The organism is Parasediminibacterium sp. HNIBRBA5674 (assembly GCF_056745525.1).
Window position 1 is genome coordinate 76545 of record NZ_JBQWIE010000005.1, and the last position, 25591, is coordinate 102135.

The following is a 25591-nucleotide window of genomic DNA, read 5'->3' on the forward strand; positions in this document are numbered from 1 at the left end:
CTTAGGCTAAGTGCTGCTAGTTTCTTATACGGAACTAATAAATAATTTGTTGCATAATTCTACCAAAAGTAATTTTTAGCTTTCGAAAGTTATTCAATGGTTATCCACAATTAACATTCTCATCATGTTAAGGGCATTTATCGCAGTCATTTGAATGTTTCTTTCTCTGTCGTATCGTAGGTTAAATTGTTTGGCAATAACACGCCGAGAGTCAGCAACAGCAATCCATACAAGGCCAACAGGCTTCTCATCTGTAGCGCCAGCTGGCCCCATAATACCACTTACAGCAATACCATAATCGGTGTTCATTAATTTTACAATATTACTAGCCATTAAGGTCACAGTTTGTTCGCTTACAGCACCCACTGTGTGCAAAACTTCGTTGCTTACACCAAGCAGTTCTGTTTTAATTCTATTGTCGTAGCATACTACACTACCTGTAAAATAGGCCGATGAACCTGGCATAGAAGTGATTAAATGGGCAATGTACCCGCCTGTACAGCTTTCTGCAGTAGCTAATGTTTTGCCGTATTGTTTTAAAAGATTAGCAACTACTGCTTGAAGCGAAATATCTTCATCAATCACTAAATGCTCAGCTACATTTTGTTTTAGCAAGTTGAATTGATTGTCCAATTGTGCGATGATATCAGCTTTATCGAAACCCGAAGATGTAAGGCGCAAACGCACCATGCCATAATTAGGCAGATAAGCTAATTTGATATTGGCTGGTAAACCTTCTTCAAAATCCTTTATTAATTCTGCTAAAAAACTTTCGCCAATACCTGCTGTTAGCAATGTTCTATGTTCAATTATTGGAGCTGAAAACTTTGTAGGAATTAATGGCAACACTTGATTGGTCATTAACCATTTCATTTCATGTGGCACACCTGGCATGGCTATAAAAATTTTACCATCACGCTCAAACAACATACCTGGTGCAGTACCAACTTCATTTTTTAAAACGGTACATACATCTGGCACTTCTGCTTGCTTGGCATTACGCTCAATCATTGGACGCTTTAAAATATTGGCAAAAATATTTGTTACATGCGCCAAAGTTGGTTCATCAACCACCATTTTGCCGCCAAAATATTCGCACAATAAAGGCTTTGTAATATCATCGGCTGTAGGGCCTAAACCACCTGTAAGAAGAATGATATCTGCGTGTTTACTTTCTTCATCTAAGGCATACCAAATGTCATCCCAAGCATCGCCAACAGCTACACGATGCTTAACTGCAACGCCTATTTTATTCAATTCTTGAGCCATCCAAGGGCTATTAGTATCTACCACTTGACCAATCAATAATTCATCACCAATGGTAATAATAGACGCAAATATTTTTTCCATAAAACGAACGCTGTATTTTGTGCAAAGTAATTGTACTCACATGAAACACTTTCAACTTCTCATTAGTTTAATTTTTATAGGCATTATTTCTACTGCTCAAAGCGTTAGTGAGAAGCTTACTAAAGCCATGCAGCAATTAGAAAAAGACAGTGCTCTAAAGCACGCTAGTTTAAGCTTGTATGTTGTAGAATCTAAGACAAATAAGGTGGTGATAGATTTTAATAGTCACTTAGGCTTAGCGCCAGCAAGCTGCCAAAAAATTATAACAAGTGTTACGGCTTTTGAGTTCTTGGGTAAGGATTATCAGTACAAAACAGAACTAGGCTATGATGGTGCAATTACAAATGGTATTTTAAGTGGCAATTTGTACTTAGTTGGTAGTGGCGATCCTACATTGGGTAGCTGGCGATACAGCGCTACAAAAGACAGTGTAATTGTAAAAGAATGGCTAGACGCAATTAAAAAAGCTGGCATTAAATCAATAGATGGCAATGTGTTTTTAGACGGTAGAAAATTCAGTTATCAACCATTACCAGGTGGCTGGATTTGGGATGACATTGGTAACTATTATGGCGCTGGTACTTGGGGCTTAAATTGGCACGAAAACCAGTACGATTTAGTATTGCAGCCAGGGGATAATGAAGGTGATGAAGTGACTATTTTAAAAACTAATCCAGCTTTACAAAAAGCATTTTTAAAACCCAATATTACTACTGGTAAAAAAGGTAGTGGCGATAATGGCTACATTTATTTACCACCCTATAGCAACGCAGGTTTTGTAGAAGGCACAGTGCCTGCCGGCGAAAAAACGTTTACAATAAGTGGTGCATTTTCAAATCCTGTATGGCAAATACAACAAGTGTTAGAAGATGCTTTGACTAAAGAAAATATCAGCTTCAAAAGCATGTTTGATTTATCAACAATAGATGATGCAGTTATTCGTAAGCCAAGTACAATAATAGCTACACATAAATCACCAACACTAGATAGCATTAATTATTGGTTCATGAAAAAGAGTATCAACTTGTTTGGTGAAGCTTTATTAAAAACGATTGCCTACGAGAAATCTGGTGTAGGTTCTACTGACAAAGGTGTTGAAATAGTTAGGAAATTTTGGCAAGAAAGAGGCATTGATAAAGGCGCTATTAAAGTAATTGATGGTAGTGGTTTATCGCCTCAAAACCGCATAACGACTAATCTTTTGGTAAATGTGTTGCAGTATGCAAAAGATAAAACATGGTTTCCTTCTTTCTACGATGCATTGCCAATATATAATGGTATGAAACTAAAAAGTGGCACTATTGGTGGTAGTAAAAGTTTTGCTGGTTATCATACAAGTAAGGCAGGTATTGATTATACAGTTGCTATCATTGTCAACAACTTTGATGGTAGTGCTAGCGCAGTTGTAAAAAAGCTATTTGCAGTTTTGGATGAACTTAAATAATCCAAGCTTGTACCATTCTGTCTTTACCTTGAAGGTCTTGTTTTAGTAAAGTTTGGTAGCCATGTTGCTGAAACATAGTCACAGTTTCTTTACCCAAAGCTTCATTTATTTCAACAAAAATTTGTCCATTCGGATTAAGGTGCGTTTTACCAAAAGCCGCTATTTTTTCATAAAAAATTAAAGCATTATTATCAGCTACAAATAAAGCTAGGCTTGGCTCGTAGTCAGTTACATGCTTACTCATAACATTGCTTTCACTTTGCTTAATATAAGGTGGGTTGCTTACAATAATATCAAAAGTACCAAGTTGTTGCCAGTTTGTTTCGTCTAAAAAATCCAATCGTTGTATGCTAATATCTGCGTCTAAATCAGTTGCATTTTTTTGAGCAATTACTAACGCTGCTTCACTTATATCTACTGATAAAATGTTGCTAGATGGTAGGCGTTTTTTTAAAGCAATAGGTATGCAACCACTACCAGTACCAATGTCTAGTATTTGAGATTTTTGATTTGAGATTTGTGATTTGCTCACAACAAGTTCTACCAATTCATCGGTTTCTGGTCTTGGTATTAATACGCCTTCTTTTACAAAAAACTTTATACCTGCAAACCATGCTTCTTGCAACACATATTGCACAGGCTTGTTCTGTAATAGTTGCTGTGTAAAGGTTTCAAGCTGTTGTTGCTGAGAGCTATTTAAAGGTAAATCTTTGTAAAGTATTCTTTCTATGCGTCTTTGTCCGGTAATATATTCAATTACCCAATCGGTAATATTGGCGGCTTCACGGTCATCGTACAACTCAAATAGTTGGTACAAAAGCTGATGATATGCCGTGTTAATAGTCATGCTGCAATGTTACTATCATTTCAGTTATTTTTGCTGCCTTTACCAAATACCTGTCAATATTGACTTTGCATGAACAATACATGTTACGTTGCTTACAATTAGCCAAACTTGGTGAGGGTAATGTTGCACCCAATCCTATGGTTGGTAGTGTATTGGTGTATGACAATAGAATAATAGGTGAGGGCTATCATCAACAATATGGTGAAGCGCATGCAGAAGTGAATTGTATCAACAGTGTTGCAAAAGAGGATGTTCATTTAATACCACCATCAACCATTTATGTAAGTCTAGAACCTTGTGCCCACTTTGGTAAAACACCACCTTGTAGCGATTTAATCATTAAGCATGGTATTAAGAAAGTAGTGATTGGATGTAGAGATAGCTTCAAACAAGTAGATGGTAAAGGCATAGAAAAATTGCGTTTATCAGGTGCAGAAGTAACGGTTGGTGTATTGGAAAATAAATGTAGAGAACTGAACAAAAGATTCTTCACGTTTCATGAAAAGAAGCGACCGTTTATTGTATTAAAATGGGCAGAAACTGCCAATGGTATTATAGGCACAAATGGTAATTATAGACTGTTAATTAGTAATGATTTTTCCAATAGACTAGTTCATCAATTGCGTCATCAAAACGCTGCTATTTTAGTAGGCACTAATACTACTTTATTGGATAATCCTTCGCTCACAAATAGACTTTGGTATGGCAAAAGCCCAATGCGTTTAGTAATTGATAAAGACTTAAAACTACCCACCAATTTGCAATTGTTTGATCAACAAGAAAGAACGATTGTGTTTAATTATATCAAGCAAGAGGAACAAGAAAATCTAACTTATTACAAGCTGAATAAAGAAGCCGATTTACTGAATGAAATTCTTGCAGTTTGCTATCAACTGAATATTCAAAGCTTGCTTGTAGAAGGTGGTAGTAAAATGCTGCAATCCTTTATTGATAAGTATTTGTGGGACGAAGCTATTGTTATTACGAATACCTCATTGATAGTTAATGAGGGCGTTCCTGCACCTATCTTAAGTCATCATGCAAAAGCTAAACAAGTGGCTTTATTGAATGACGCTATTACATATTTTACCAATCAAAACAATAGTAATTAGGCCTTATGAGTAACGACTTATATTACTATACCATTGAGCAACCATCTTTAGCTGAGTTTAAAGATAAAGGCAGTCGGTTTTTAGCTTATACATTTCCTATTAATGCTGTTGAAGATTTTAAAAAACATTTACAAGAACTAAAAAAAGAGCATCCAAAAGCGGTGCACCATTGTTTTGGTTACAGGTTAGGTTTAGATGGTAATAATTTTAGGGCAAGCGATGATGGCGAACCAAGTGGCACAGCTGGTAAGCCTATTTTAAATGTGATTGATAGCAAGCAGTTAACGAATGTATTGGTTGTAGTAGTAAGATATTTTGGCGGCACATTACTAGGTGTCCCTGGCTTAATTAATGCGTATAAATCTGCTACTGCGATGGCTTTTCAAGTAGTGCCAATTATTCAAAAATCTGTTGAAGTTAATTATGAACTGCAATTTGATTATACCAGAATGAACGATGTAATGGTGATTTTAAAACAGTGCAATTGCAATATCATCAAGCAGGAAAATCAATTGTTTACCATTGTACAAGTGGGCGTACCAAAAGTACGCTTAGAAGAAGTATTATCTAAGCTTAAAGACCTGCACACGGTTGATGTAAGACGTTGCTAAGCTTTACCTTGTTTTGAAGATGTTGCTTATAACTAAATCTTTACTACCAACAGCATACGTATAAAATCCTTCGCCACTTTTAATGCCTAATTTGCCTGCAGTTACCATATTTACCAATAATGGGCAAGGTGCATATTTAGGATTTCCAAAGCCATCTTGTAGCACTTTTAAAATACTTAAGCAAACATCTAGGCCAATAAAATCTGCTAATTGCAAAGGCCCCATTGGATGCGCCATGCCAAGTTTCATAATGGTATCTATTTCTTCAACACCAGCAATGCCTTCGTATAAGCTGTAAATGGCTTCATTAATCATTGGCATCAATATTCTATTGGCAATAAAGCCAGGATAGTCATTTACAACGCAAGGCACTTTTTGTAATTGCTTGCTAAGTTCAGTGATTGTTGTAGTAACCGCTTGGCTAGTAGCATAGCCATTTATAATTTCTACCAATTTCATCACTGGTACTGGATTCATAAAATGCATACCAATGATTTGGCAGGGTCGCTTAGTTACACTGGCAATTTTAGTAATTGAAATAGAAGATGTATTAGAAGCAAGAATCGCATTTGATGGTGCATAGGTATCTAGCTGTTTAAAAATTGACAATTTCAAATCAATGTTTTCTGTAGCAGCTTCTACTACCAATTCTGCATTGGCAACACCTAGTTCAATGCTTGTTTGCGTATTAAGATTTGTAAGTGTTGCTTGTTTTGTAGCTTCAGTAATACTGCCTTTAGCTACTTGTCTATCTAGGTTTTTAGCAATGGTAGCTATTGCTTTATCAAGCTGTGTTTGGCTAATATCAATCAGCGTTACCGAAAAACCATGTTGTGCAAATACATGTGCAATACCATTACCCATCGTGCCAGCACCAATAACCGAAATATTTTTCTCTATCATAACAAGCAATTTTTTACAAATTAACACTTCAATTGTCAAATTAGCTAAACAACAAAGGCAACCGTTTTTAGGTTGCCTTTGTTAAATTTCTGGGATAAAAGTGTTTAGCTAAATAAACCACCTTTTTTCAAGGTTTTTACACCTTCGCCTATTTTAAACCCATTGTGGTAAATCTGAATTTTGTAATCACCAACTTGGTAGTTGGCATCTTTTTGTTTCCAATCAAAACTTACTGGTTTGCGTTTGCCTTGTTCGTACATTACTTCTACTTTTTCAGTATATAGTTTTTCGCCAGCATCTCTAGTATTAAAACTTGTACCGTTGCTTATCGCTTTACCATCTGGCCCTACTACTGCAATATATATTTGCTTAGTACCGCTAGGTGCAACTCGGTTTTCATCAAGGTCAAAAGAAAAGCGCAATAAATCTGCACGTTTAGCAGTCGTTGTTTCTTTTTCTTTACCATTACCTTTTACATTAATAGCGCCAATTGAAATATTGGATGCATGTAGGGTAGAGGCTAAATCTTCTACACTTTTTTTAGCAGCGTCAGTAGCAGCTAAGTTTTCAGCGATAGCTTGTTTTTCGGCCGATAACTGTTGCTTGTCGTTATTAAGTTGTGTATTAGTTGCGGTTAATTGTTGGTTTTCCGCTTTTGCTTTTTCTAAATCTGCAAACAAGTTATCAATCTTGCCATTTAATTCAGCAATCATCGCTTTTGCTTGTTTTAGCTCGCTATCAGTCGCATTTTTCTTCTTTAAAATACCATTAATGTTTTGCTTAAGTTTAATGATATCGCTATTTTTTTCAGCCAAAGCACCTTCTAGTTTTACATTGGTGCCAGCCATAGAATCAAGCTTTGCAGAAGCTAAATTATACTCTTGTTGTATAGAGTCTTTTGCGCTGCTTACACTCACAATTTGCGTGTTTTTGCTTTCAAGCTCGCCTTTAGTTTGGCTTTTATCGTAAATCATGTAGCCCCATGTTAATAATAATGCACCAACAAGAATGCCGTATATTACGTTACGATTATCTTTAGGTTGTTGTTGGTAATTTTGTGGTGTTGCAGAAGGTGTGTAACTCATAGTTTTCGTTTTTTAAGTCAATAAAAATAATTTGATTTTAGTATGCTAGCCAATTTATTATTGTTAGACATTGAAACCGTGCCTTCAGAAGCTGACTATCACAGTCTTAATCCTGAGTGGCAAAGCCTCTGGTTTGAAAAAATTTCTAAAACCGTGCCAGAAAATGTATCGCCTGAAGAAAGCTACAAAATGAAGGCTGGCATACTAGCAGAATTTGGTAAAATTATCTGTATTTCAACTGCATTTTTCTATGAAAATGAGGACAAAGAAGTGTGCTTAAAGATGAAAAGTGTGTACGGTGATGATGAAAGAAAATTATTGCAAGAGTTTGTTAAGCTTTGCGATAAAATGTACCAACACCAAAAGCAATTTCAGTTTGGTGGACATAATATTAGAGAGTTTGATATTCCATTTATATGCAGAAGACTACTGATTAATAGACTGCCCTTGCCAGAATATTTACAACTGCAAGACAAGCGACCTTGGGATGTAAAAATGTTTGATACCCTTGCTTGGTGGAAATTTGGTGACTATAAAAATTATATTTCACTGCACTTATTGGCCAATGTATTAGGCATACCTACTTCTAAAACAGATATGGATGGCAGTATGGTGCAAGAAGTGTATTACAAAGAAAAAGACCTACAACGCATTGTAGATTATTGCCAGCGTGATGTGGTGGTTACTGCCAACGTGATTCTGCGGTTTAAGAACTTGCCAATACTTGATGATAAAAATGTGGTGATAGTGAAATAAGACTTGGAAAGTTAAAAACTTTCCAAGTCTATATTTTAAAAGAGCACCGCCAATTTAGCTCGTATAAAAAATGGTGTGCCGGGTGTAAAATGTAACTCAGTTACCGAACTACCCAAAGGCTCATTTTGCAATCTTGATTCGGTTGCAAATTGTGCTTCTTTCCATTTAATATTACCAATGTTTTCTAAAGCCAAGCCAATTTCATATTTAGGTTTGGTATAGTTAATAGCGCCATCAACCAAAAAATAACCTTTTGCTATAATGCTATTGTCTTCATTAGCTGGTCTATTTTTAATGTATCTATAAGTGAGGCTACCATTAAAGCCTTCTTTGTTTTTGTAAAATATACCGCCTGTGCTAGTTGCAGTTGGGGCTAAAGGAATATAATCTTCACCCTTATTTGCACCGATGGCTCTTGGTTTGGTAAAGTTGAGGTTTACATTGGCAAACAAATGCGTGTTAAACTGGTAACGGGCAATCACATCTATACCTTCTCTTCTTGTTTTGCCACTAGGTTCTACCACGCCTGCATCGCCTACGTACACAAACTCTTGATTTAAGTATAAATACCATGCAGCTACATTAATTAATAAATTGTTGGTAGGTTTTAGTATCACGCCAATATCGCTGCCGTAAGCTGCTGGCAAGGTTTCTAAGCCATTATTTGCAACCACCACTCTTGTATCATTTGAGTGAAAACCTTTGCCAGACTTAATATAAGCTTGTATTTTGTTACTAAATGTATATTGAATATTCAACTTAGGGCTTATGATGGCTTTGCCCTGCGATGGTAATTGTGTAGCTGATAATTTATCTAAATAATTAAAATGGAAATAATCTAGCCTAGCACCAACGTTTACAGACCATTTGCCAAAAGCAACTTGCTTGTCTGCAAAAGCAAATGCATTAGCTTCTTTAATATCGCCCTTCTTAACATCGCTTAAAAATGCTCTTTTTACTACATTGGCTAATTCAGAATTAGTTGTCACATCATGCCTAATGCCTACACCATAAGTTGATGCAATAGCTACTTTGCCAAAAGTATTTTTACCATGCAAAGTAGAGGTGTAACCAAAAATATTACGTGCTTCTTTCTGATGTATTTCATCACCATTTATGGGGTCATTTAGGTAAAATGTAAAGTTTGAAAATAGGCTAAAAATATAGCGACTATAATACGCCTGATTATCCCAAATCAACCCATTGTTAAATCTTTTTGATAGCAATACATTGGCATTATATCGCTCTGTATTGCCGCCCTCGCTTGGGTCTATCGAGCCAAATCTATCAATGCTACCATTGTCTATTGCACGTTCTGGTATTTGGCCAGAAGCATCCCATTTACTAGAAAAAGCAGATAGCGAAGCCGTAAGTTGCGTATTGTTAATTAGAGCTACGTTGTATTTACCAAAAATATTAAAGCGGTTAAAGTGTTGCTTGTTAATGGTAGGTCCATCAGTATAGTTGGCTTCTGCTGCTAAGTAAGCACTTTGCTTGTCCTTATTGCGTTTTAGCAAGTCTATCATGGTTACTAACCTAGCTGTATTAAACCTACCTGCTTCTACTTGCACCATGCTTTTGGCTATGTTGTTGTAAGTAGAAAAGCTTACATAACCAGCCGTGTTTAAATTGCCATGCTGTGTATAGTAAGGGCCTGTACCAAAGTCAATATTGTTAATGGTTTCAGGAATAATAAAATGTGCATCTGCATAGCCCTGACCATGCGCATGAGATACCATATTTACAGGCATACCATCTACACTTACTTGTATATCTGTACCATGGTCGCAGTCAAAGCCACGCAAAAAAATCTGCTCTGCTTTACCACCACCTGCATGTTGCGCCACAAATAAGCCTGGTACTAGGCGCATTAACTCTTGTGTGTTGCGTACGGGCTTAAGGTCAAGGTCTATTTTGGCAAGGCTGGTAAATTTTGTTTGCGTACCCTTTTGCAATACTACCACGTCTTGTAATTGTGCAGTAGTTGGTTGTAAAGCAATAATAGTGTTGCTGCTATTGCTAAGCAGCATGGTTACTGACTGATAGCCAATAAACGATACTGTAATAGATGGCTGATTGGTATTGCTTGCAAAAGTAAAAAAGCCATTTCTATCGGTAAGTGTGCTAGTGTTTTGGCTAATGGTAATAATGGCTGCTTCTAATGGTTGTCTACTCACAGCATCTAGCACTTTGCCTTTAAAAAAGGTTTGCGCTTTGGTAGTAATAAGCAGGCACACCATTAACAGCGTGGTTAATGTATGTTTCATGTATGCAAATAGTTTTGCGAAAGCAAATGCATAGAAATGGCTAGCCACTTAATGGCACAGCATTGGTAGACATTTACTTGTTTAATAAATAGGATTAATAAAAAACTAGAACATACTAAGCCTTTGGCGGTGGATAATCGCCTTGTAAATGAGTGTGGTAGTTACGTGCTGTATAAGCCCCCAAATGTTGGGTAGTAATAATGGGCTGCTTAAAACAATAGGTTGCATTAATCGCTACATGGTCATCTGCATTGGTATTGTACTTACCATTGGTAGTAGTAGCATCTGTATTGGTTTTCTTGGCTATGGCTTGCGCCTCGTAATGGGTGTGGTATTTACCATGCTCGTAGTGTACGGTAGAAATATGCTCGTACAACCAAAATGTGTGCGCCACAGTATCAGAAACATAGGGTAACACAGGCATTAACATAACGGTGCTATAAGCTAGCAACACCAAATATGATAATACTTGTTTCATCGGTTTAAAAGTACGGGAAAATGTGGTGGTTGGATTGTTGGTATCTCTTCTTTGTCTTTTGATGTGACTTTTACAAACAATTGATTGGTGTTTGCAGTTAGTGAGGCAACACCAATGCCAGCGAAAATAATTTCTAGAGATGTATAAAATTGTTCGAGCCGTTTGTTTTTAAAGTTTCCCCATTTGGAAAAGTAGTATATAAAGTAGGAACGATTGTTTCTATTTTTTCAAAATGGCTTTTATTGTCTATAAATAATTCAAAGAAACCATAGTCATAATCTAGCTTACCGTAAAACAAAATATTTAGTGGCTCTTTAGTTATGTTCTCTTTTATCCATTTTTCGAGATTGTGGAACTCTAAGAATTCAGCCTCAAAAATGATTGTGTACTTATGGGTACTTAATAGTTTATCTCTTTCTTGCAAATCATCACTATCAATTGGTCTTAGTGCATATTCTTGAATCATTTCAGAGAATGTAGAGATTTTCATGCTAGAAAGAGTTTACATGTTATATGTTGTTGGCTAGGAAGCCAACAACGGCGAAATATCTGCATTACTATCTTCATTGTTATTGTCATCTTCTTCCTCTTTAAAGGACTTCTCTATCTCTTCATTACTTGGAAAACGTCCATTTTTTTCAACGAAATCATTTGTGAAAGAATCAACTTTTCTTTGAAATTGGGAAGCGTTAGACGTATTTAATAGATAATTGCCATAGAATGATTGCAAAATATTTGAATACGCAGTTCTGGGGTATGCCCCTTTAATAGATTTCACATTTGCTTTGGTATCAATTATTTCGTAATGAACTTTCCGTACAGTAGTTAGAATTTCATTAATGGTTTGCTCTTGAAGTGTTAATGTGGGTTTTGTAGTCGAACTATCGGTCGAAATTTTTTGCATTTCGCCATCAAAATCTGGATAATTTTTTTCAAAAGCTTTTTTTAAAACGACATCATCCAATTTTAATTCTAAAAGTTGATTATTAATTTCTTTTATTAATTTGAAAATGCTATCCTTTTGATTGAATGTATGATTAAAGCTAGATAGAGGATTGTTTATTAAATCGGTAGTTCTTAAATCAACTAAAAAAGTACAAACATTATTCTTGGGGTCACCTTTCGAAATCGCACCAGCTTCATAGAGAATCCAAGGCGTATTCTTATTTTCCATTGTCAGGCAGAATATTCCAAATGAAGTACTGTTTAATGAACCTTGAATTTGGCTATGCCAACCTTTTCCTGATTCTATATCTTGTGTAGATACCCATGGTTTAACTGCTTGAATAACTTGTGGTAACCAATCCTTAAATAAATTAGCAACCTTCTTACTTTTTTCTCCAGACCAACTCAAGAATATATTCATGATGGAATTTAATTGAATTTAAAATATTATTGGTAATGAACGCCAACTCAAAAATAGCCGAAACTCTCAATATAATACACTACTAAATAATCTTTTTATCCATCATTTTGCTTCCGCAAACTTTGCGGAAGGTTTTTTACGGCTTTTTAGCGTCAGCAAACTTTGCTGAACGTTTTTGACGTGTCATTTTGCATCCGCAAACTTTGCGGAAGTTTTTTTACAGCTTTTTAGCGTCAGCAAACTTTGCTGAACGTTTTTTACGCATCATTTTGCTTCCGCAAACTTTGCGGAAGTTTTTTTACGGCTTTTAAGCATCAACAAACTTTGCGGCAGGTTTTGCAGATGCCATTTGGCGGTAGCCAAAAAAATAAAAAAAATAATATGCAATTTTAATGAGGAAATAGATAAATCATTACTTTTAAACCTTAAACTAATAGTATATGATACAAGACATTCCGTACAGCATTTTTATTAATGGTGAATTTATTGGCTTATTTACCAATATTGAAAAAGTATGCAACGATAGCGACCCAAGTACCCTTAAAATTGATGCGCCGCTAGTAGATGTAAAAACCGCAGTTGAAGCTGTAAATACTTTATATGTAAGACCACAAAAAAGTGGCGAAACAACTACCATTACTAACTTGGATGTGCTGCGAGATAGACATTTTACAGGCATTAGAAAAGTAGTAGATGGCTATACTTACCATTATGATAGTAATATAGTAAAAGCCGCTACAACCATAGAATTGTGTATTGATAAATATGGTAGTAATATAGTGCGGCAAAATTTGGTAACCCAAACTACCACATTAGATAAACTAGCAGTAGATTTTGAAACGGATGATAAGGTAAAAGCTGCGTTGGCATTACTTAATTTAACCAGTTGGGGCACTGTTTTAAAAGAAACTAACGTAGACTTTAACGATACTTATTTAGTGCGTAATACAGAATATGCCGAAATACCAGAGGGTGATATATTGGAACTACGTAAAGTAGTAGAAGCAAAATTTGATGTATTGAAAAAGCATATTGAATTTTATGCGCTAACAACACCTTCGGCAGCATATGATAGTTTGATTAGTAAAATAAATAGTTTGAAAGACCAGTATGTTGCAACTGCAAAAAGGCGTAGATCAGGTGGCGGTAATACAACGCCAAATGATAATCCGCCAGCGTAGTAATAATAGGTGGTGGACTTTTATCTGTAAATTTGAACAATAAAATAAGTAATTATGGGCTTAGTATATGCAGATATAACATTAATTAATGGCGAAGACTTAATACTTGCCAAGCGCCATATAATAGGTGAGGAGGAAGTGAAACAAATGACGGTAAGTATGCTAGCAGATTCTGGTGCATACATGTTGGCCATTAACGAAAACATACAAGAGCAATTGCAATTGCCCGTAATAGAAAAGCGTAAAGCACAAATGGCAAATGGTACTATTGAAGAGTACGATGTAGTAGGGCCAATAGAAGTAAGATTTAAAAATAGGCAATCAACTTGTAGAGCAATGGTGTTACCTGGTGACAACGAACCTTTACTTGGTGCGATACCTATGGAAGACATGGATATATTGATTCATCCACTAAGACAAGAATTAATTGTTAATCCAGAGCATCCTTATTTTGCCCAAATGAAAATGAAATAATAGTTAAAGGCTAGGTATAAAAGCTGCGAACATTGGTTTTGTTCACAGCTTTTTTATGCAAAAAACACTCGCTCAATGGTCCAATACAAAGCCATTGCAGCAATAGCAATTGATAGGGGGTAAACAATGCGTTTTTTATAGTATGGCTTCTTGCCAAAAGGGATTACCAGTAAGGCAAACACAGCAAGTATAATACTGATTTGCCCCAGCTCAACACCTACATTAAACGATAGGATAGAGAGTGCAAATTGATTGCGTGGCAGCCCTATTTCGTTGAGTGAACTTGCAAAGCCTAGCCCATGTATTAACCCAAACAAAAACACCAGTAAAATGCGCCATGGTTTTAGTTCTGTTAGCAGCATATTTTCTATGGCTACAAACAGAATGGATAAGGCAATAATAGGCTCAACCACTGCACTTGGTGCTACAATAATGCTCTTCATGCTTAATGCCAAAGTAATAGAATGTGCTACTGTAAATGCTGTAGCTTGCCACAAGATTACTTTTACTTTATTGCTCAATAAACAAAGGCCTATTACAAACAAAATATGATCTAAACCTTGTGGAATAATGTGGCTAAAACCAAGCTTTAGGTAAAATAAAACAACATGCTCTGTAGGTGCTTTTTCTAGCGAATAGTTAATGGTGTGGCCATAACTATTATTGGCAATTAGTAACAGCAAAACAGAAAGCCCAATCAGCTTTTGCTTATGATATTTTAGCGAAGGCAACAAATAATTTGATGTCATACAAGCAGAATGATTATAAAGTTTTAAAAGCTTCTATACTTTCGGTACGTAAGCTTTGTGCAATATACGCATTGCTGTTAGTAGCTTCTTGCAACAAGGTTTTTGCCATTGTTTTATCGCCTGCTTTATAAAAAATTAAACCTGCTCTGCTTAGCAATGTTGGGTTTTTAGAATTGGTTTTTAACGCCACTTTTATATAAGGTAATGCTTTGGCAAACTCACCTTTATTGTAGTACACCCAAGCAACAGCTTCGTTTACATCAATATTATCTGGTCTGCGATTGTACTCTAATAATGCATGTTCTAAAGCTTTGTCAACGTTTTTAATTTTTAGGTACGCGTAAGCCAATTCTTTATCGGCATAATGGCCAATATTTTCATCATCATTGGCGGCTTTTGCATCTTTACTTAAATCAGTTATTACAGCATTCGCAGTAGCCTCAGCTTTTTTAGAATCACCAGAAATTTGATAGATATCTACCAGTTCTTCTTTCATAGCATTATCATTAATTAATGAATCTGCTTGCTCAAAATAACCAATAGCTTTCTTATAATCTTTATTCGCCAAAGCCACTCTGCCTAAGCCAGCAATAGCGTAAGAATAGCCTGGTCTTAATGCCAAAGAGTATTGATATAATGTATCGGCTTTTTTATAGTCACCAACTTTCTCGTACAAGCTACCAAGTTGCACACGGGTCCATTCTGTATGTTCGTCACCAGCACCGCCAGTTTCTACCGCCATTTTCATGGCTTTAATTGCGCCAGCATAATCACCATAAATTTCTCTTAAGTAAGATACTCTTGAGTAAGACGTTAAGTCAGGACGAACTGATACCATTTTATCTGCATATACAACAGCGCTATCGTATCTACCCATTTCTACATTACCATCAACTAATAAACCATAGATGTAGCCGTTGTAAGGATTGATAGCTCTAGCTTTTGCTGCTGTTGCTAGGCCATCAGCAAAATGGTGTTGACTCATTTCAATTAGGGCTTTAAATACCAATGCATTAAAGTTGTCTGGTTCAGCTTTTAATACAGTTTTTAGTTGGTGCATTGCAGCCATATCGTAATACACATAGTTGCCAGTTTCTCTTGCCTCTTGAATGTATAGTGATGCTAATTTTAAAGATGATTTAGTATCGTTTGGATTTAGCGCTAATGCGGCAATAAGATCTGTTGCACGTTTTTTTACATCTAGCCATTCTTTGCTTTGAGCTGCTGGTCCTTTACGGTCTAATAATTCGTAAACGTAACCGTCTTTTTCTTTTTGTTTTTTATTGTAATTAACTACAATGGCGGTAGTGGCTATTAAAAATAAGGCAATGCTTAATAGGTAAATGTTTTTCTTTTTCATGTTGTATTAATTTCAGATGATGTATAGGTTTCTAATACATACGGCTGATTGTAAAGAGTGGTTTGGATTGGCAAAGAAATAACTGCACAAAAAAATAACCCAGCCAATCGGCTGGGTTAAATAAGAATTGGATAATTAACGGGATAATTATTGTTTCACTATTTTTTTAGAAGCTACAGTTACACCATTACTTTCTGCAATTACTATGTATGTACCGCTTGATAAGCTAGATATATCGAAACGAGCATTACCAGATGTTAATAGTTTATTAGCTACTTTTTTGCCATTACCATCAAATATTGCAACATTAATATTGCTTTGTGTGCTGCTCACATTAATAAAGCTGCTCGCAGGATTTGGTGAAATAGATAACACTGTTTTGCTATCAAATCTTACAGAGCGGATAGGTGAGTAGCTAAATTTACCATCATTATCTACTTGCTTAATACGGTAGTAATTGGTAGCATTTTTAGCAGGTGTGGTATGGGTAAAACCGTAGTTTTTAATACCGCTACCAAGGGTTGCATTTACTGTACCTACTTTTGTAAAAGTACCACCAGTGCTTTGTTCTACATCGTAATGGTTATTGTTTACTTCATTGGTTACTTGCCAATCTAGCAATACATTATCGCCAGATACATTTGCAGTAAAGTCAACAAAATTTACTGGTAAAGGTGTGTTTACTGGGCCTACATAGTTAGCACCTGTAAAGCCACGCCAAGGTGCTTGCACATAAGGAAAGCTAGCTTTAAAAGTGGTATCATTTGCAGTTATGCCAGCGTTATAGCTAATAACATTCACTAATTGATTTGATACAGCATTGTTGCCATTGGTATTATAATCATCGTACCACAAACCAATAGCTGCTAATACTACACCACCAACAGCTTGTAATTCAATAGTGGTTACATCATCTTCTAAACGTCTACCATTAGGAAAACCATCCATGTTTGGTATAAATTGTAATGCTGTACCGCTAGCTGTAAAGCGAGGGTCTGTTAAACCTAATACGGCTGCTTTTACAATACCTAAAGAGCTAAAGTCAGCACTGTTTCTTGGCGTTACTGGTACGGCCATATTTAGGCGCAACATGTCGCTAAGGGTAGGTAAAAAGTTATTGATAAATGGTTTACCTGCTGATAGTGGGCTACCGGCTGGCTTGCCTGTTGCTAACTGATAAGGTCTTAAATTTGGGACACCTGTGTAAAAAGCAGGTAAAATATCTACAGCACGAGGGCTAGTACTATCTGGTAATAAAATGCTACCAAAATTTGCTTCGCTTAATGCTGTGCCATCTAATGCTGGATTACCTTTTAAGCCATACAAACCTTTTTTACCATTTCTAAAATCATAGGTATTTAAAGATTTGCTTTGGATACGTAAAGGTGCTAAACCTGGTACTGCACCACCAAACTGAGAATCATCCATATATAATGCTAACTCAGGATTTTTAAAGTAAGATGCAAATTGCAAATCGTTACTTGGTGACGTAGCATTCCATTTGTCTTTTTGACCAATAGGAATCACCACTTCATTAGTTAAAGGCATACCTAAACGAGATACTTGAATCCAATTACCAGAAGCAACTGGCTTGCCTCCTGTAGAATCGAAAGTTGTAATAGCTGGGCGACTTGCACTTGCATACACACCAATTACAAATTCAGGGTCAAGTATTGATGTTGCTTGTGCGGTGGTTTTGCCATTTTTTTGTAAAGTAGAAATAGGCACTTCAATTACTAATGAGTGGCAGTTGAATTTAGCCAAACCATCTTTACCTGTGGCTCTAAAGCCGCCTACATCAAATGCACCACCAAGGTCTACAAAAAATGGATCATCAACAGGGCCAGCAAATACTTTTTCGCCAGTGGTAGCAGTTGCAATTGCAGCTGTCATTAATGCATCGTAGCTACTTGCACCTAAACCTACTGTGCCATTTTCAATAGAACGTGGGCCAATATTTGGCGGCGGTACAATACCATTACTTACAATAGTTGTAAATACACCACTGTTGTTAATGCTACGCTCTAAAGTGTAAGTAGTTTTTACATTTTGTTGCCCTAAACGTATGTTGAAAAACGTAGTAGGATCTTGGTTTACTTGTGTAAATGTGAAGCGATAGGTAATATCGTCACCGGTAGTTGCAGTTTGGTTTTTAATGTGAATTTCGTAGCGAATATTCTCGCCAAATGTGTACCAGTTTGGTCCGCCAGCAGGATGCTCGAAAGGAATATAATTTGCAATCAACACAATCTTACTAGAGTCTGATGGACTTCTAAAAGCATATAAATCGGTATTATCTGCCAATGGATCGTTGGCAATCAATGGCGCTTCTCTGTGAGAAGAGGCTTTTACTACACTTTGACTAAGTGTAACACAAACCAGTGTGGCCGTGAATAGTTTTATAATTCTGTTCATAAAATTTAATTTAAAATGGGTTAGAACCTTGGTTTAGAAGTGTAATCGTAGCCTCTCCATGGTGTTTGCACATAAGGGAAAGATGATTTAAACGTGGTATCGTTTTTAGTAGGGCCTGCACTAAAGCTTAGTACATTTACCAATCTTGGTGTTACTGGGCTTTGACCTACTGTATAATCATCGTACCACAAACCTATAGCTGCTAATACTACACCAGATACTGCTTGTAATTCAATCGTAGTAACATCATCTTCTAGGCGTCTACCATTAGGAAAACCATCCATGTTAGGGATAAACTGCAATGTTGTGCCACTTGCTGTATAACGCGCATCTGTTAAACCCAATACTGCTGCTTGAACTAAACCAAGAGAGCTAAAATCAGCACTATTTCTTGGTGTTACAGGTACAGCCATATTTAAGCGTAGCATATCACCAAAAGTTGGTAAAAAGTTATTGATAAATGGTTTACCTGCCGATAATGGGCTGCCTGCTGGTTTACCTGTTGCTAACTGGTAAGGTTTTAAGTTTGGTACACCTGTATAAAAAATTGGCAATAAGTCTACTGCACGAGGACTAGAATTATCAGGTAATAAAACGCTACCAAAATTTGCTTCGCTTAATGCTGTACCATCTAATGCTGGATTGCCTTTTAAGCCATATAGACCTGGCTTACCATTTCTAAAATCGAATGAACCCAATGATTTTTGTTGAATACGTAATGCATTCATAGAAGGCACAGCACCACCAAATTGAGAATCATCCATGTATAATGCTAACTCTGGATTTTTGAAGTAAGGAATAAAGCTACCTTCACCAGAACTATTGGTTTTTACAGTATTCCATTTATCTTTTTGGCCTACTGGAACAATGGCTTCGTTGGTTAAAGGCATACCTAAACGAGATACTTGTACCCAATTACCTGAAAAAGTTGCATTGCCACTACCATCGCTAGCTAATGTTTTTATTTGTTGGCGGCTTGCGCTTGCCCATACACCAATTACAAAATCACCATCTAAAATGCTGGTAGCTTGTGCAGTGGTTTTGCCATCTTTTTGTAAAGAACTGATAGGCACTTTAATAGCAATACTGTGTACGTTAAAACGAGCTAAACCATCTTTAGTAGCATTGGTAGTATTGCCTTCAGGTCTAAAATTGCCTACATCAAATGCGCCTGCTAAATCAACAAAAAACGGATCGTCAGCAGGGCCAGCAAATACCTTTTCACCCGTAATAGCAGTAGTAATTGCATTGGTCATTAAGGTATTGTAATTGCTACCTAAACCAACCGTTGCATTTTCTATAGAACGTGGGCCAATGTTAGCAGGTGGTACAACACCACTATTTATAATTGTTATGAATGTACTGCCACCATCAGTACTTTTTTCTAGTTTGTAAGTGGTTTTAAGGTTTTGCTGGCCTAAGCGAATGTTGAAGAATGTTGTACCATCTTGGTTTACTTGTGTAAATGTAAAACGGTAAGTAATGTCATCACCTGTGGTGGTAGTTTTGTTTTTAATGTGAATTTCGTAGCGCACATTAGGGCTAAAACTGTAATAGTTAGGCCCGCCTTCTGGTAACTGAAAAGGGATGTAATTGGCAATTAGCGTAACCGTAGATGAATCATCTGGGCTTCTAAACGCATACACATCGGTGTTGTCGGCCAATGGATCATTGGCAATCAATGGTGCTTCTCTGTGCGATGAAGCTTTTGCTGTAAAGTTGAGCAACATGGCTAATGGAATCATGGCTAGATGCTTCCATTGAAAGGTGTGAAAAATTCTTTTCATAAATTAATGCATTAAATGTTAAGATAAATGCTAACAGACAGTAGGAATAAAGATGGTACAGATATGTACGACGCTTGGCGATAAAAAGATTTAACTTTTTAAAATATTGCAAGAATTTAGCAGAAGTATTGAAAATAAGCGGATACGCTTTTAGTTCACATAGAGTAGTGGAAGTTGAATGAATACTATATACTCTATATATTTTTATGAAAGTGTTGTTTATAGAAGTATGTACTTTAAAATGACTAAATCATGTTTGCCATTTTAGCTAATTGAACCAAAGCAGTGGTATCTCTTGCACCTAATTTTTCAATCATATTGCCACGGTGGTTGCCTACGGTGGCGGTACTTATAAAAAGACGGGCAGCTATTTCTTTAGTGTCATAATCATCTGCTACTAATTTTAAAATTTCTTTTTCTCTTATCGATAAAAGGTCTTTAGTAGAGTATAATTTGTCCTGTGAATGAAACGTATGGATATATTCGCTATTGCTTCCGTGAGTAATTCTTATCCAATAATACCTGTAATCTTTTTTAAGTAAATGATTAATGTTTTGTACATAATTAAATGTGTAGCTGAATTTTTTATTTTCATCGTAATGAATAGGTAGGCCTTTAGAAAAAAGGCAAATTGGTTTATTATTAAGTAGTTTATATCTAATGCCACAATGAAATATTTGAATATTTTCACTTTGTTCAAAAGGTATTTTTTCTAATATTTCTGTAAACCATTTTACCGAATCTGTAAAAAATGATAAATAATCTATTTCAAGAAGGCTCATAATTTGAGCCATTCGCTGTTCTTTTGGTACTTCTGGCAGGTTACCCCAAAAATCTTTTTCGCCAACTTCTAGTATCGGTGCATAGTTAAGATGATCAAATATTGCTATTACAGCATCTGTACCTCTTACACTGTTAAGCAACAGGTTAGCTTCTTCTCTAAAACGTTCTATGTTGCCAATATCATTGTCTTTAAAAAATGAAGAAGACATTGATACAATTTTATGATACAAAATATCTGCATTCTGCATCTTCTTTAAATTGTCATTTTGCATACATAAAAGTTGTAATTACTTAATTTGCTTCACCTATTTCTTGCTCTTATATGCGAAAAAATAGCGGTTTTCACTATTTTTTGCAAACATTGCTACCTATACTTTCGTGCCTCAAATATATCATCTCTATCGCGTTAATTTTTGTATTATGATAGTAGCCAAAAAGTATTCTTGGAAGCAATCAACTTTAGGGGCATTACCCAGAAGTAAAAATTCTAACGAAATAATATTAAACACCATATCGCTTGTAGAATTGATAAAAGCAAGAAATGAGCAAGGATTCAATATGCTTTATGATAACTATAGTGGCGCTTTTTATAGTATTCTCCTTAAACTTGTTGGTCGCAATGATGTTGCTGAGGATCTTCTTCAAGATGTATTCTTAAAAATATGGAAAAGTATACACTTGTTTGATGCTACAAAAGGAGCCCTGTTTACTTGGATGCTAAAAATTACTAGAAATACAGCAATTGATTATCTACGTTCTTCCACAAATCGTCAACACTTATCAAATGTGAATAACGATATATATTCGCTTGATTTGGATTATATAAGCATTAGTTTTTCAAATGCAGTAATTGTAGAGAATAAAGATATTAGAAATAAAGCTTCAAAAATTGATGCTAAATATGCTACCATCATTGATATGATTTTTTTTTATGGTTATACGTATCAACAAACTGCTGAACTTTTAAAATTACCTATTGGTACTGTTAAAACCTTGGCAAGAAAAGGAATTAGTATTTTAAAGGATGCTTGCCAATAACAGTTTTTATAATCCTTTTTGGATGATTTCTTTTAAAACGGCAATATCAATTTCATCAATCTTATTAATGTACAAGCAGCCTTTGCCAGTTTTATATTTACCAAGTTTTTTCAACAATGCTTGCTCATCTGTAACAGCACCGCTAATGTACAATGCAAAGTTTTGCTTGCGTGGCGAGAAACCCATAATAAACCAATCTAATTCACGGCCACTATCATAAACTAATCGTTTATCGCCAAAACCAATAATGGCTGACCCCCACATTTTAGGCTTGACCTTAGTGGCTTTTTCCATTAATTCAAGAATGGTAAAAGCGTCTTTACGTTTTTGTTCATCAGCAACTGTATTAATAAATGCCTCAACGCTTAATTCTGTTTTTTGAGTTTTTAGTTCAGCCATTACAGTAATGTTTATGGTGTTAAATATGTATCGAAGATAATTATTTCACTTCTTTTTAATCACCTATGGCAAATCATTAACAACTATGGTGTTTGCTTTTACACCTGTTTGTTCATTTTGTAAAGGTTTTGTTGCAGTGGCTTCAATATTATCAGAGCCTTGCATTATTCACCTGTTTAATACTTAGTCACACTGTATACAATTCATTTTAACACGTAATTGTGTATTATCTTAAAAATTGCTATTTATAACGGCTTTATTAGTGCTTTTACCAGCATTCGTGCCGTCAATTCGTTAATAGATGCTACTTACAACCGCAAGTTGGCTTAAAACTTGTATTGAGGTTAAGTAGGCAAAATGGTTATAAATTTTTGTAGAAGCAATAGAATCTTTACACCAGGCTTCTATAAAGATTTAAAACCAATTATTAACAAAGCAAAAAACAGAAATTATGAACTTATTATTATTGTATACCGTATTGGCGTTATCGCTTGGTTTAATTTTATTTGTAATGGTAAGTAATAGAAACCACGCATTAAGGATAGACCGACAAATGAAAAAAAGCACATCTCAAGTTGATAAAGATGCACCTGATTATAATGATTTAGAAAATTAAAATCATGAGACAGGTGGGTAATATAAAATGCCCAGTTAATTAAATTAACTGGGCATTTTATTGTAAAAAATATACATCAGTTTATGCTTACTTGCCATCCCACACCAATGCACTTGCGCCTAAAATAGCAGCATCGCTTTCTTTTAAGTTGCTAAACATTAGTTGCACTTTATTTTTAAATACTTGAATTAAATTCTTTTCCATCGCTTCTTTGGTAGGGGTCATGATGTAGCTACCAGCTTTAGTAAGGCCACCAAACAAAATAATAGCTTGCGGTGAAGAGAACATGACAAAGTTTGCCAAAGCTTCACCTAAAATTTCGCCAGTAAAATCAAAAATACCTTTGGCAATTTCATCGCCTTGTATGGCACATTCGTACACTGTTTGACTAGTAAGGTCTTCTTCTGCAAAGTCTCTAAGCAAGCTTACTTTGGTAGGGTTAGCCGCTAAAAATTCTACAGCGGTATCTCTAACACCGGTTGCTGATGCATAAGATTCTAAACAACCACGACTGCCTGTGCCTCTGTGTAATCTACCACCATGGCGCACAATTACGTGACCTAATTCGCCAGCAAAGCCATCGTGACCAACCACCATTTTACCATCAATAACAATACCGCTACCTACACCTGTGCCAAGTGTGATGGTTATAAAATGCTTCATGCCTTTAGCTGCACCATACATCATTTCGCCCATGGCAGCAGCATTTGCATCGTTGGTAAGCGTGGTTTTAATGTCAAATTTTTCTGTAATTAAATGTGCAATAGGTACAATGCCTTGCCAATGTAAATTGGCTGCATACTCAATATTGCCAGTGTATAAATTGCCATTTGGCGCACCCATACCTATGCCAATCATATTCTCTTTGCCGCCATGTCTGTCAATCATCGGTTGCAACTTTTTATGTAGTTCGTCTACAAAAAAGTTGACTGGTTTTTCACTTGCTGTTGCTATTCTATCTTGCTCAAGTATATTGCCTTCACTATCTACAATACCAAATTTTGCGGTGGTGCCGCCAAGGTCTATACCTACTGCATATTGAGGGTTTGTTGTACTCATTGTTATCTATCGTTAATATCTATTGTTAAAAAAGTTCTGCTGCGCAAAATTAATGGCCACCACCTTTTGCCAGCACATCATAATCTATGCCTTGTGCTTTTAAAATACTTTTAGCTTTAATAGCATAAAAAGCAAGGTAGGCAAAGCAGGCAACACCTACAATGTAGCTGTATTGAATACCAAGTAAATGCTCAGAAGCAACATAACCTTGTAAATAGCTAATAAAGCCGCCACCCATAATCATCATAATTAAAAAGCTGCTACCTTCATTGGTGTGCTTGCCTAAGCCAGCTACTGCCAATGTAAATATGCAAGGCCATAATGTGCTACAAAATAAGCCAACACTTACAAAGGCATAAATACTAACTGTGCCAGTAGTAAGCATGCCTATCACCAAAGCTGTAATGCCCATTAATGAAAAAATAAGTAACATTTTTGCAGGGCTACCTTTGCTTAAAATGTCGCCAATAATCATAGCAATAATTACAAAGCCGTATAAATAGAAAGATGATACATCGTGTTGTGCAATCATGTTTACAATAATAAATACTGCAAACGCAATGTATGGCATGAAGAATTTAAGAATGTCTTTTGCCGATTTTGACATGTCAAACGCACCAATACTGGCTGTCCATCTACCAATCATTAAACTAGCCCAATACAATGAAATATAAGGAGCAACTTTATCGGTACTAATTGCCATTTTTTGTTTTAAAAACTCTGGTAAGTTGCTAGCTGTAGCTACTTCTACACCTACATAAACGAATATGCCAATCATGCCCATCCAAAGTTGTGGATATTGAAAAGCATATTTTTTATGAAGCACTTTGCTTGTATCGCCGGCTTCTTCAGTAGCTAAATTATCAAGGTCTATTTTATTAGGTACAGAAGAAAATTTTAAGAACACAGCAACTAGTAAAAATGCTAGGCCTAGAATAAGGTAAGGTATTTTAACGCTACCAATACTTGCCTCAGTATTAGCTGAATTGACGCTACCAAAAATGGCAAAACTTACTAACAATGGGCCGATGGTAGTACCAAAATTATTTACACCACCTGCCATACTTAAACGTTGTGAACCAGTTTTTGGGTCACCCATAACTACGGCTAAAGGATTAGCTGCAATTTGCTGTAATGAAAAACCTAAGGCAACAACAAATAAACCTGTAATCATTAAAGTAAATGAACTGTTATTAGCTGCTGGATAAAATAGTAGTGTACCAATTGCAGAAATAATTAAGCCCAGTGCGATACCGTTTTTATAACCAATTTTATTCAATAAATCGCTACCAATAAACTTAGAAATAATAAGGTAAATGATAGAACCAACTGTGTAGGCAATGTAAAATGCAACGGCCACTAATTGACTTTCTGCTTGTGATAGCACGAAAGCTTTTTTAAATACAGGGATTAAAATATCGTTGCTAGCGGCAACAAAACCCCAGAAAAAGAATACGGTAATTAATGTGCCGAATTGCCCCCATTTAGTTTTTTGGTTCATAATGCAAACA

At 35.9% G+C, this 25591-nt stretch carries 24 protein-coding genes; 8 read left to right on the forward strand and 16 right to left on the reverse strand.

All coding sequences use genetic code 11. The features are described from left to right. Positions 1-93 precede the first annotated feature (93 nt). Positions 94-1350, reverse strand: coding sequence for a competence/damage-inducible protein A (locus ACT9TX_RS04150; RefSeq protein ID WP_481336949.1), 1257 nt, complete (start codon positions 1348-1350; stop codon positions 94-96). A 40-nt stretch (positions 1351-1390) separates the two neighbouring features. Here ACT9TX_RS04150 and dacB point away from each other — a divergent pair, with 40 nt between their 5' ends. After that, positions 1391-2794, forward strand: a complete 1404-nt coding sequence (dacB, locus tag ACT9TX_RS04155) for a D-alanyl-D-alanine carboxypeptidase/D-alanyl-D-alanine endopeptidase (protein WP_481336950.1) — start codon at positions 1391-1393, stop codon at positions 2792-2794. Here dacB and prmC read toward each other — a convergent pair. After that, a complete protein-coding gene (gene prmC / locus ACT9TX_RS04160) occupies positions 2787-3641 on the reverse strand; it encodes a peptide chain release factor N(5)-glutamine methyltransferase (protein ID WP_481336951.1) in 855 nt (284 codons plus the stop codon). The two genes, dacB and prmC, sit on opposite strands and share 8 nt — an antisense overlap. Before the next feature lie 65 nt (positions 3642-3706). Here prmC and ribD point away from each other — a divergent pair, with 65 nt between their 5' ends. Both ribD and ACT9TX_RS04170 read left to right on the forward strand, forming a co-directional pair. Further along, positions 3707-4753, forward strand: coding sequence for a bifunctional diaminohydroxyphosphoribosylaminopyrimidine deaminase/5-amino-6-(5-phosphoribosylamino)uracil reductase RibD (ribD, locus tag ACT9TX_RS04165; protein WP_481337006.1), 1047 nt, complete (start codon positions 3707-3709; stop codon positions 4751-4753). A gap of 5 nt (positions 4754-4758) precedes the next feature. Beyond that, entirely contained in the window at positions 4759-5364 is a 606-nt protein-coding gene (locus ACT9TX_RS04170; protein ID WP_481336952.1) for an IMPACT family protein, read from the forward strand. Between the two features lie 3 nt (positions 5365-5367). Here the strand turns inward: ACT9TX_RS04170 and ACT9TX_RS04175 are convergent, their stop codons facing one another. Together ACT9TX_RS04175 and ACT9TX_RS04180 are read right to left on the reverse strand one after the other, a co-directional pair. Beyond that, on the reverse strand, positions 5368-6267 hold the full coding sequence (locus ACT9TX_RS04175) for a 3-hydroxyacyl-CoA dehydrogenase family protein (protein WP_481336953.1): 900 nt from the start codon (positions 6265-6267) through the stop codon (positions 5368-5370). A 104-nt stretch (positions 6268-6371) separates the two neighbouring features. Beyond that, a complete protein-coding gene (locus ACT9TX_RS04180; protein WP_481336955.1) occupies positions 6372-7352 on the reverse strand; it encodes a hypothetical protein in 981 nt (326 codons plus the stop codon). 42 nt (positions 7353-7394) lie between these two features. Here ACT9TX_RS04180 and ACT9TX_RS04185 point away from each other — a divergent pair, with 42 nt between their 5' ends. After that, positions 7395-8108 carry a ribonuclease H-like domain-containing protein gene (locus ACT9TX_RS04185; protein ID WP_481336956.1) on the forward strand — a complete coding sequence of 238 codons (714 nt, stop codon included), beginning with the start codon at positions 7395-7397 and terminating at the stop codon, positions 8106-8108. A gap of 35 nt (positions 8109-8143) precedes the next feature. Here ACT9TX_RS04185 and ACT9TX_RS04190 read toward each other — a convergent pair whose 3' ends face one another. From ACT9TX_RS04190 to ACT9TX_RS04205, 4 genes are all read right to left on the reverse strand, one after another. Next, a complete protein-coding gene (locus ACT9TX_RS04190) occupies positions 8144-10375 on the reverse strand; it encodes a TonB-dependent receptor (RefSeq protein ID WP_481336958.1) in 2232 nt (743 codons plus the stop codon). Positions 10376-10490: 115 nt separating this feature from the next. Continuing rightward, positions 10491-10853 carry a hypothetical protein gene (locus ACT9TX_RS04195; RefSeq protein WP_481336959.1) on the reverse strand — a complete coding sequence of 121 codons (363 nt, stop codon included), beginning with the start codon at positions 10851-10853 and terminating at the stop codon, positions 10491-10493. A gap of 133 nt (positions 10854-10986) precedes the next feature. Continuing rightward, a complete protein-coding gene (locus ACT9TX_RS04200; RefSeq protein WP_481336960.1) occupies positions 10987-11343 on the reverse strand; it encodes a hypothetical protein in 357 nt (118 codons plus the stop codon). 33 nt (positions 11344-11376) lie between these two features. Then, a complete protein-coding gene (locus ACT9TX_RS04205) occupies positions 11377-12219 on the reverse strand; it encodes a hypothetical protein (protein WP_481336961.1) in 843 nt (280 codons plus the stop codon). 440 nt (positions 12220-12659) lie between these two features. Between ACT9TX_RS04205 and ACT9TX_RS04210 the strand changes: the two genes are divergently transcribed. Both ACT9TX_RS04210 and ACT9TX_RS04215 read left to right on the forward strand, forming a co-directional pair. Then, a complete protein-coding gene (locus tag ACT9TX_RS04210) occupies positions 12660-13400 on the forward strand; it encodes a DUF6261 family protein (RefSeq protein ID WP_481336962.1) in 741 nt (246 codons plus the stop codon). A gap of 54 nt (positions 13401-13454) precedes the next feature. Beyond that, entirely contained in the window at positions 13455-13874 is a 420-nt protein-coding gene (locus tag ACT9TX_RS04215) for an aspartyl protease family protein (RefSeq protein ID WP_481336963.1), read from the forward strand. Positions 13875-13927: 53 nt separating this feature from the next. Here the strand turns inward: ACT9TX_RS04215 and ACT9TX_RS04220 are convergent, their stop codons facing one another. The 5 genes from ACT9TX_RS04220 to ACT9TX_RS04240 form a co-directional block, all read right to left on the reverse strand. Continuing rightward, on the reverse strand, positions 13928-14623 hold the full coding sequence (locus ACT9TX_RS04220) for a HupE/UreJ family protein (protein ID WP_481336964.1): 696 nt from the start codon (positions 14621-14623) through the stop codon (positions 13928-13930). 13 nt (positions 14624-14636) lie between these two features. Further along, positions 14637-15983 (reverse strand): tetratricopeptide repeat protein, encoded by a 1347-nt coding sequence (locus ACT9TX_RS04225; protein WP_481336965.1) that lies wholly within the window; start codon positions 15981-15983, stop codon positions 14637-14639. 147 nt (positions 15984-16130) lie between these two features. Next, complete coding sequence (locus tag ACT9TX_RS04230; RefSeq protein ID WP_481336966.1) at positions 16131-18398, reverse strand: T9SS type A sorting domain-containing protein; 2268 nt, start codon at positions 18396-18398, stop codon at positions 16131-16133. Positions 18399-18418: 20 nt separating this feature from the next. Continuing rightward, positions 18419-20185, reverse strand: coding sequence for a DUF4331 domain-containing protein (locus ACT9TX_RS04235; protein WP_481336967.1), 1767 nt, complete (start codon positions 20183-20185; stop codon positions 18419-18421). A gap of 245 nt (positions 20186-20430) precedes the next feature. Continuing rightward, entirely contained in the window at positions 20431-21177 is a 747-nt protein-coding gene (locus ACT9TX_RS04240; RefSeq protein ID WP_481336968.1) for a response regulator transcription factor, read from the reverse strand. A gap of 211 nt (positions 21178-21388) precedes the next feature. On the opposite strand from ACT9TX_RS04240, the gene ACT9TX_RS04245 reads away from it, so the two are divergent. Continuing rightward, on the forward strand, positions 21389-22006 hold the full coding sequence (locus tag ACT9TX_RS04245) for an RNA polymerase sigma factor (protein WP_481336969.1): 618 nt from the start codon (positions 21389-21391) through the stop codon (positions 22004-22006). Between the two features lie 6 nt (positions 22007-22012). Here ACT9TX_RS04245 and ACT9TX_RS04250 read toward each other — a convergent pair whose 3' ends face one another. Next, on the reverse strand, positions 22013-22405 hold the full coding sequence (locus ACT9TX_RS04250; protein ID WP_481336970.1) for a DUF1801 domain-containing protein: 393 nt from the start codon (positions 22403-22405) through the stop codon (positions 22013-22015). A 451-nt stretch (positions 22406-22856) separates the two neighbouring features. Here ACT9TX_RS04250 and ACT9TX_RS04255 point away from each other — a divergent pair, with 451 nt between their 5' ends. Then, the gene (locus ACT9TX_RS04255; protein ID WP_481336971.1) at positions 22857-23021 is read left to right on the forward strand and encodes a hypothetical protein; all 165 of its coding nucleotides are present in this window, start codon (positions 22857-22859) and stop codon (positions 23019-23021) included. A gap of 87 nt (positions 23022-23108) precedes the next feature. Here ACT9TX_RS04255 and ACT9TX_RS04260 read toward each other — a convergent pair whose 3' ends face one another. Then, the gene (locus ACT9TX_RS04260) at positions 23109-24080 is read right to left on the reverse strand and encodes an ROK family protein (RefSeq protein ID WP_481336972.1); all 972 of its coding nucleotides are present in this window, start codon (positions 24078-24080) and stop codon (positions 23109-23111) included. A 49-nt stretch (positions 24081-24129) separates the two neighbouring features. After that, entirely contained in the window at positions 24130-25581 is a 1452-nt protein-coding gene (locus ACT9TX_RS04265; protein ID WP_481336973.1) for an MFS transporter, read from the reverse strand. Positions 25582-25591 lie beyond the last annotated feature (10 nt).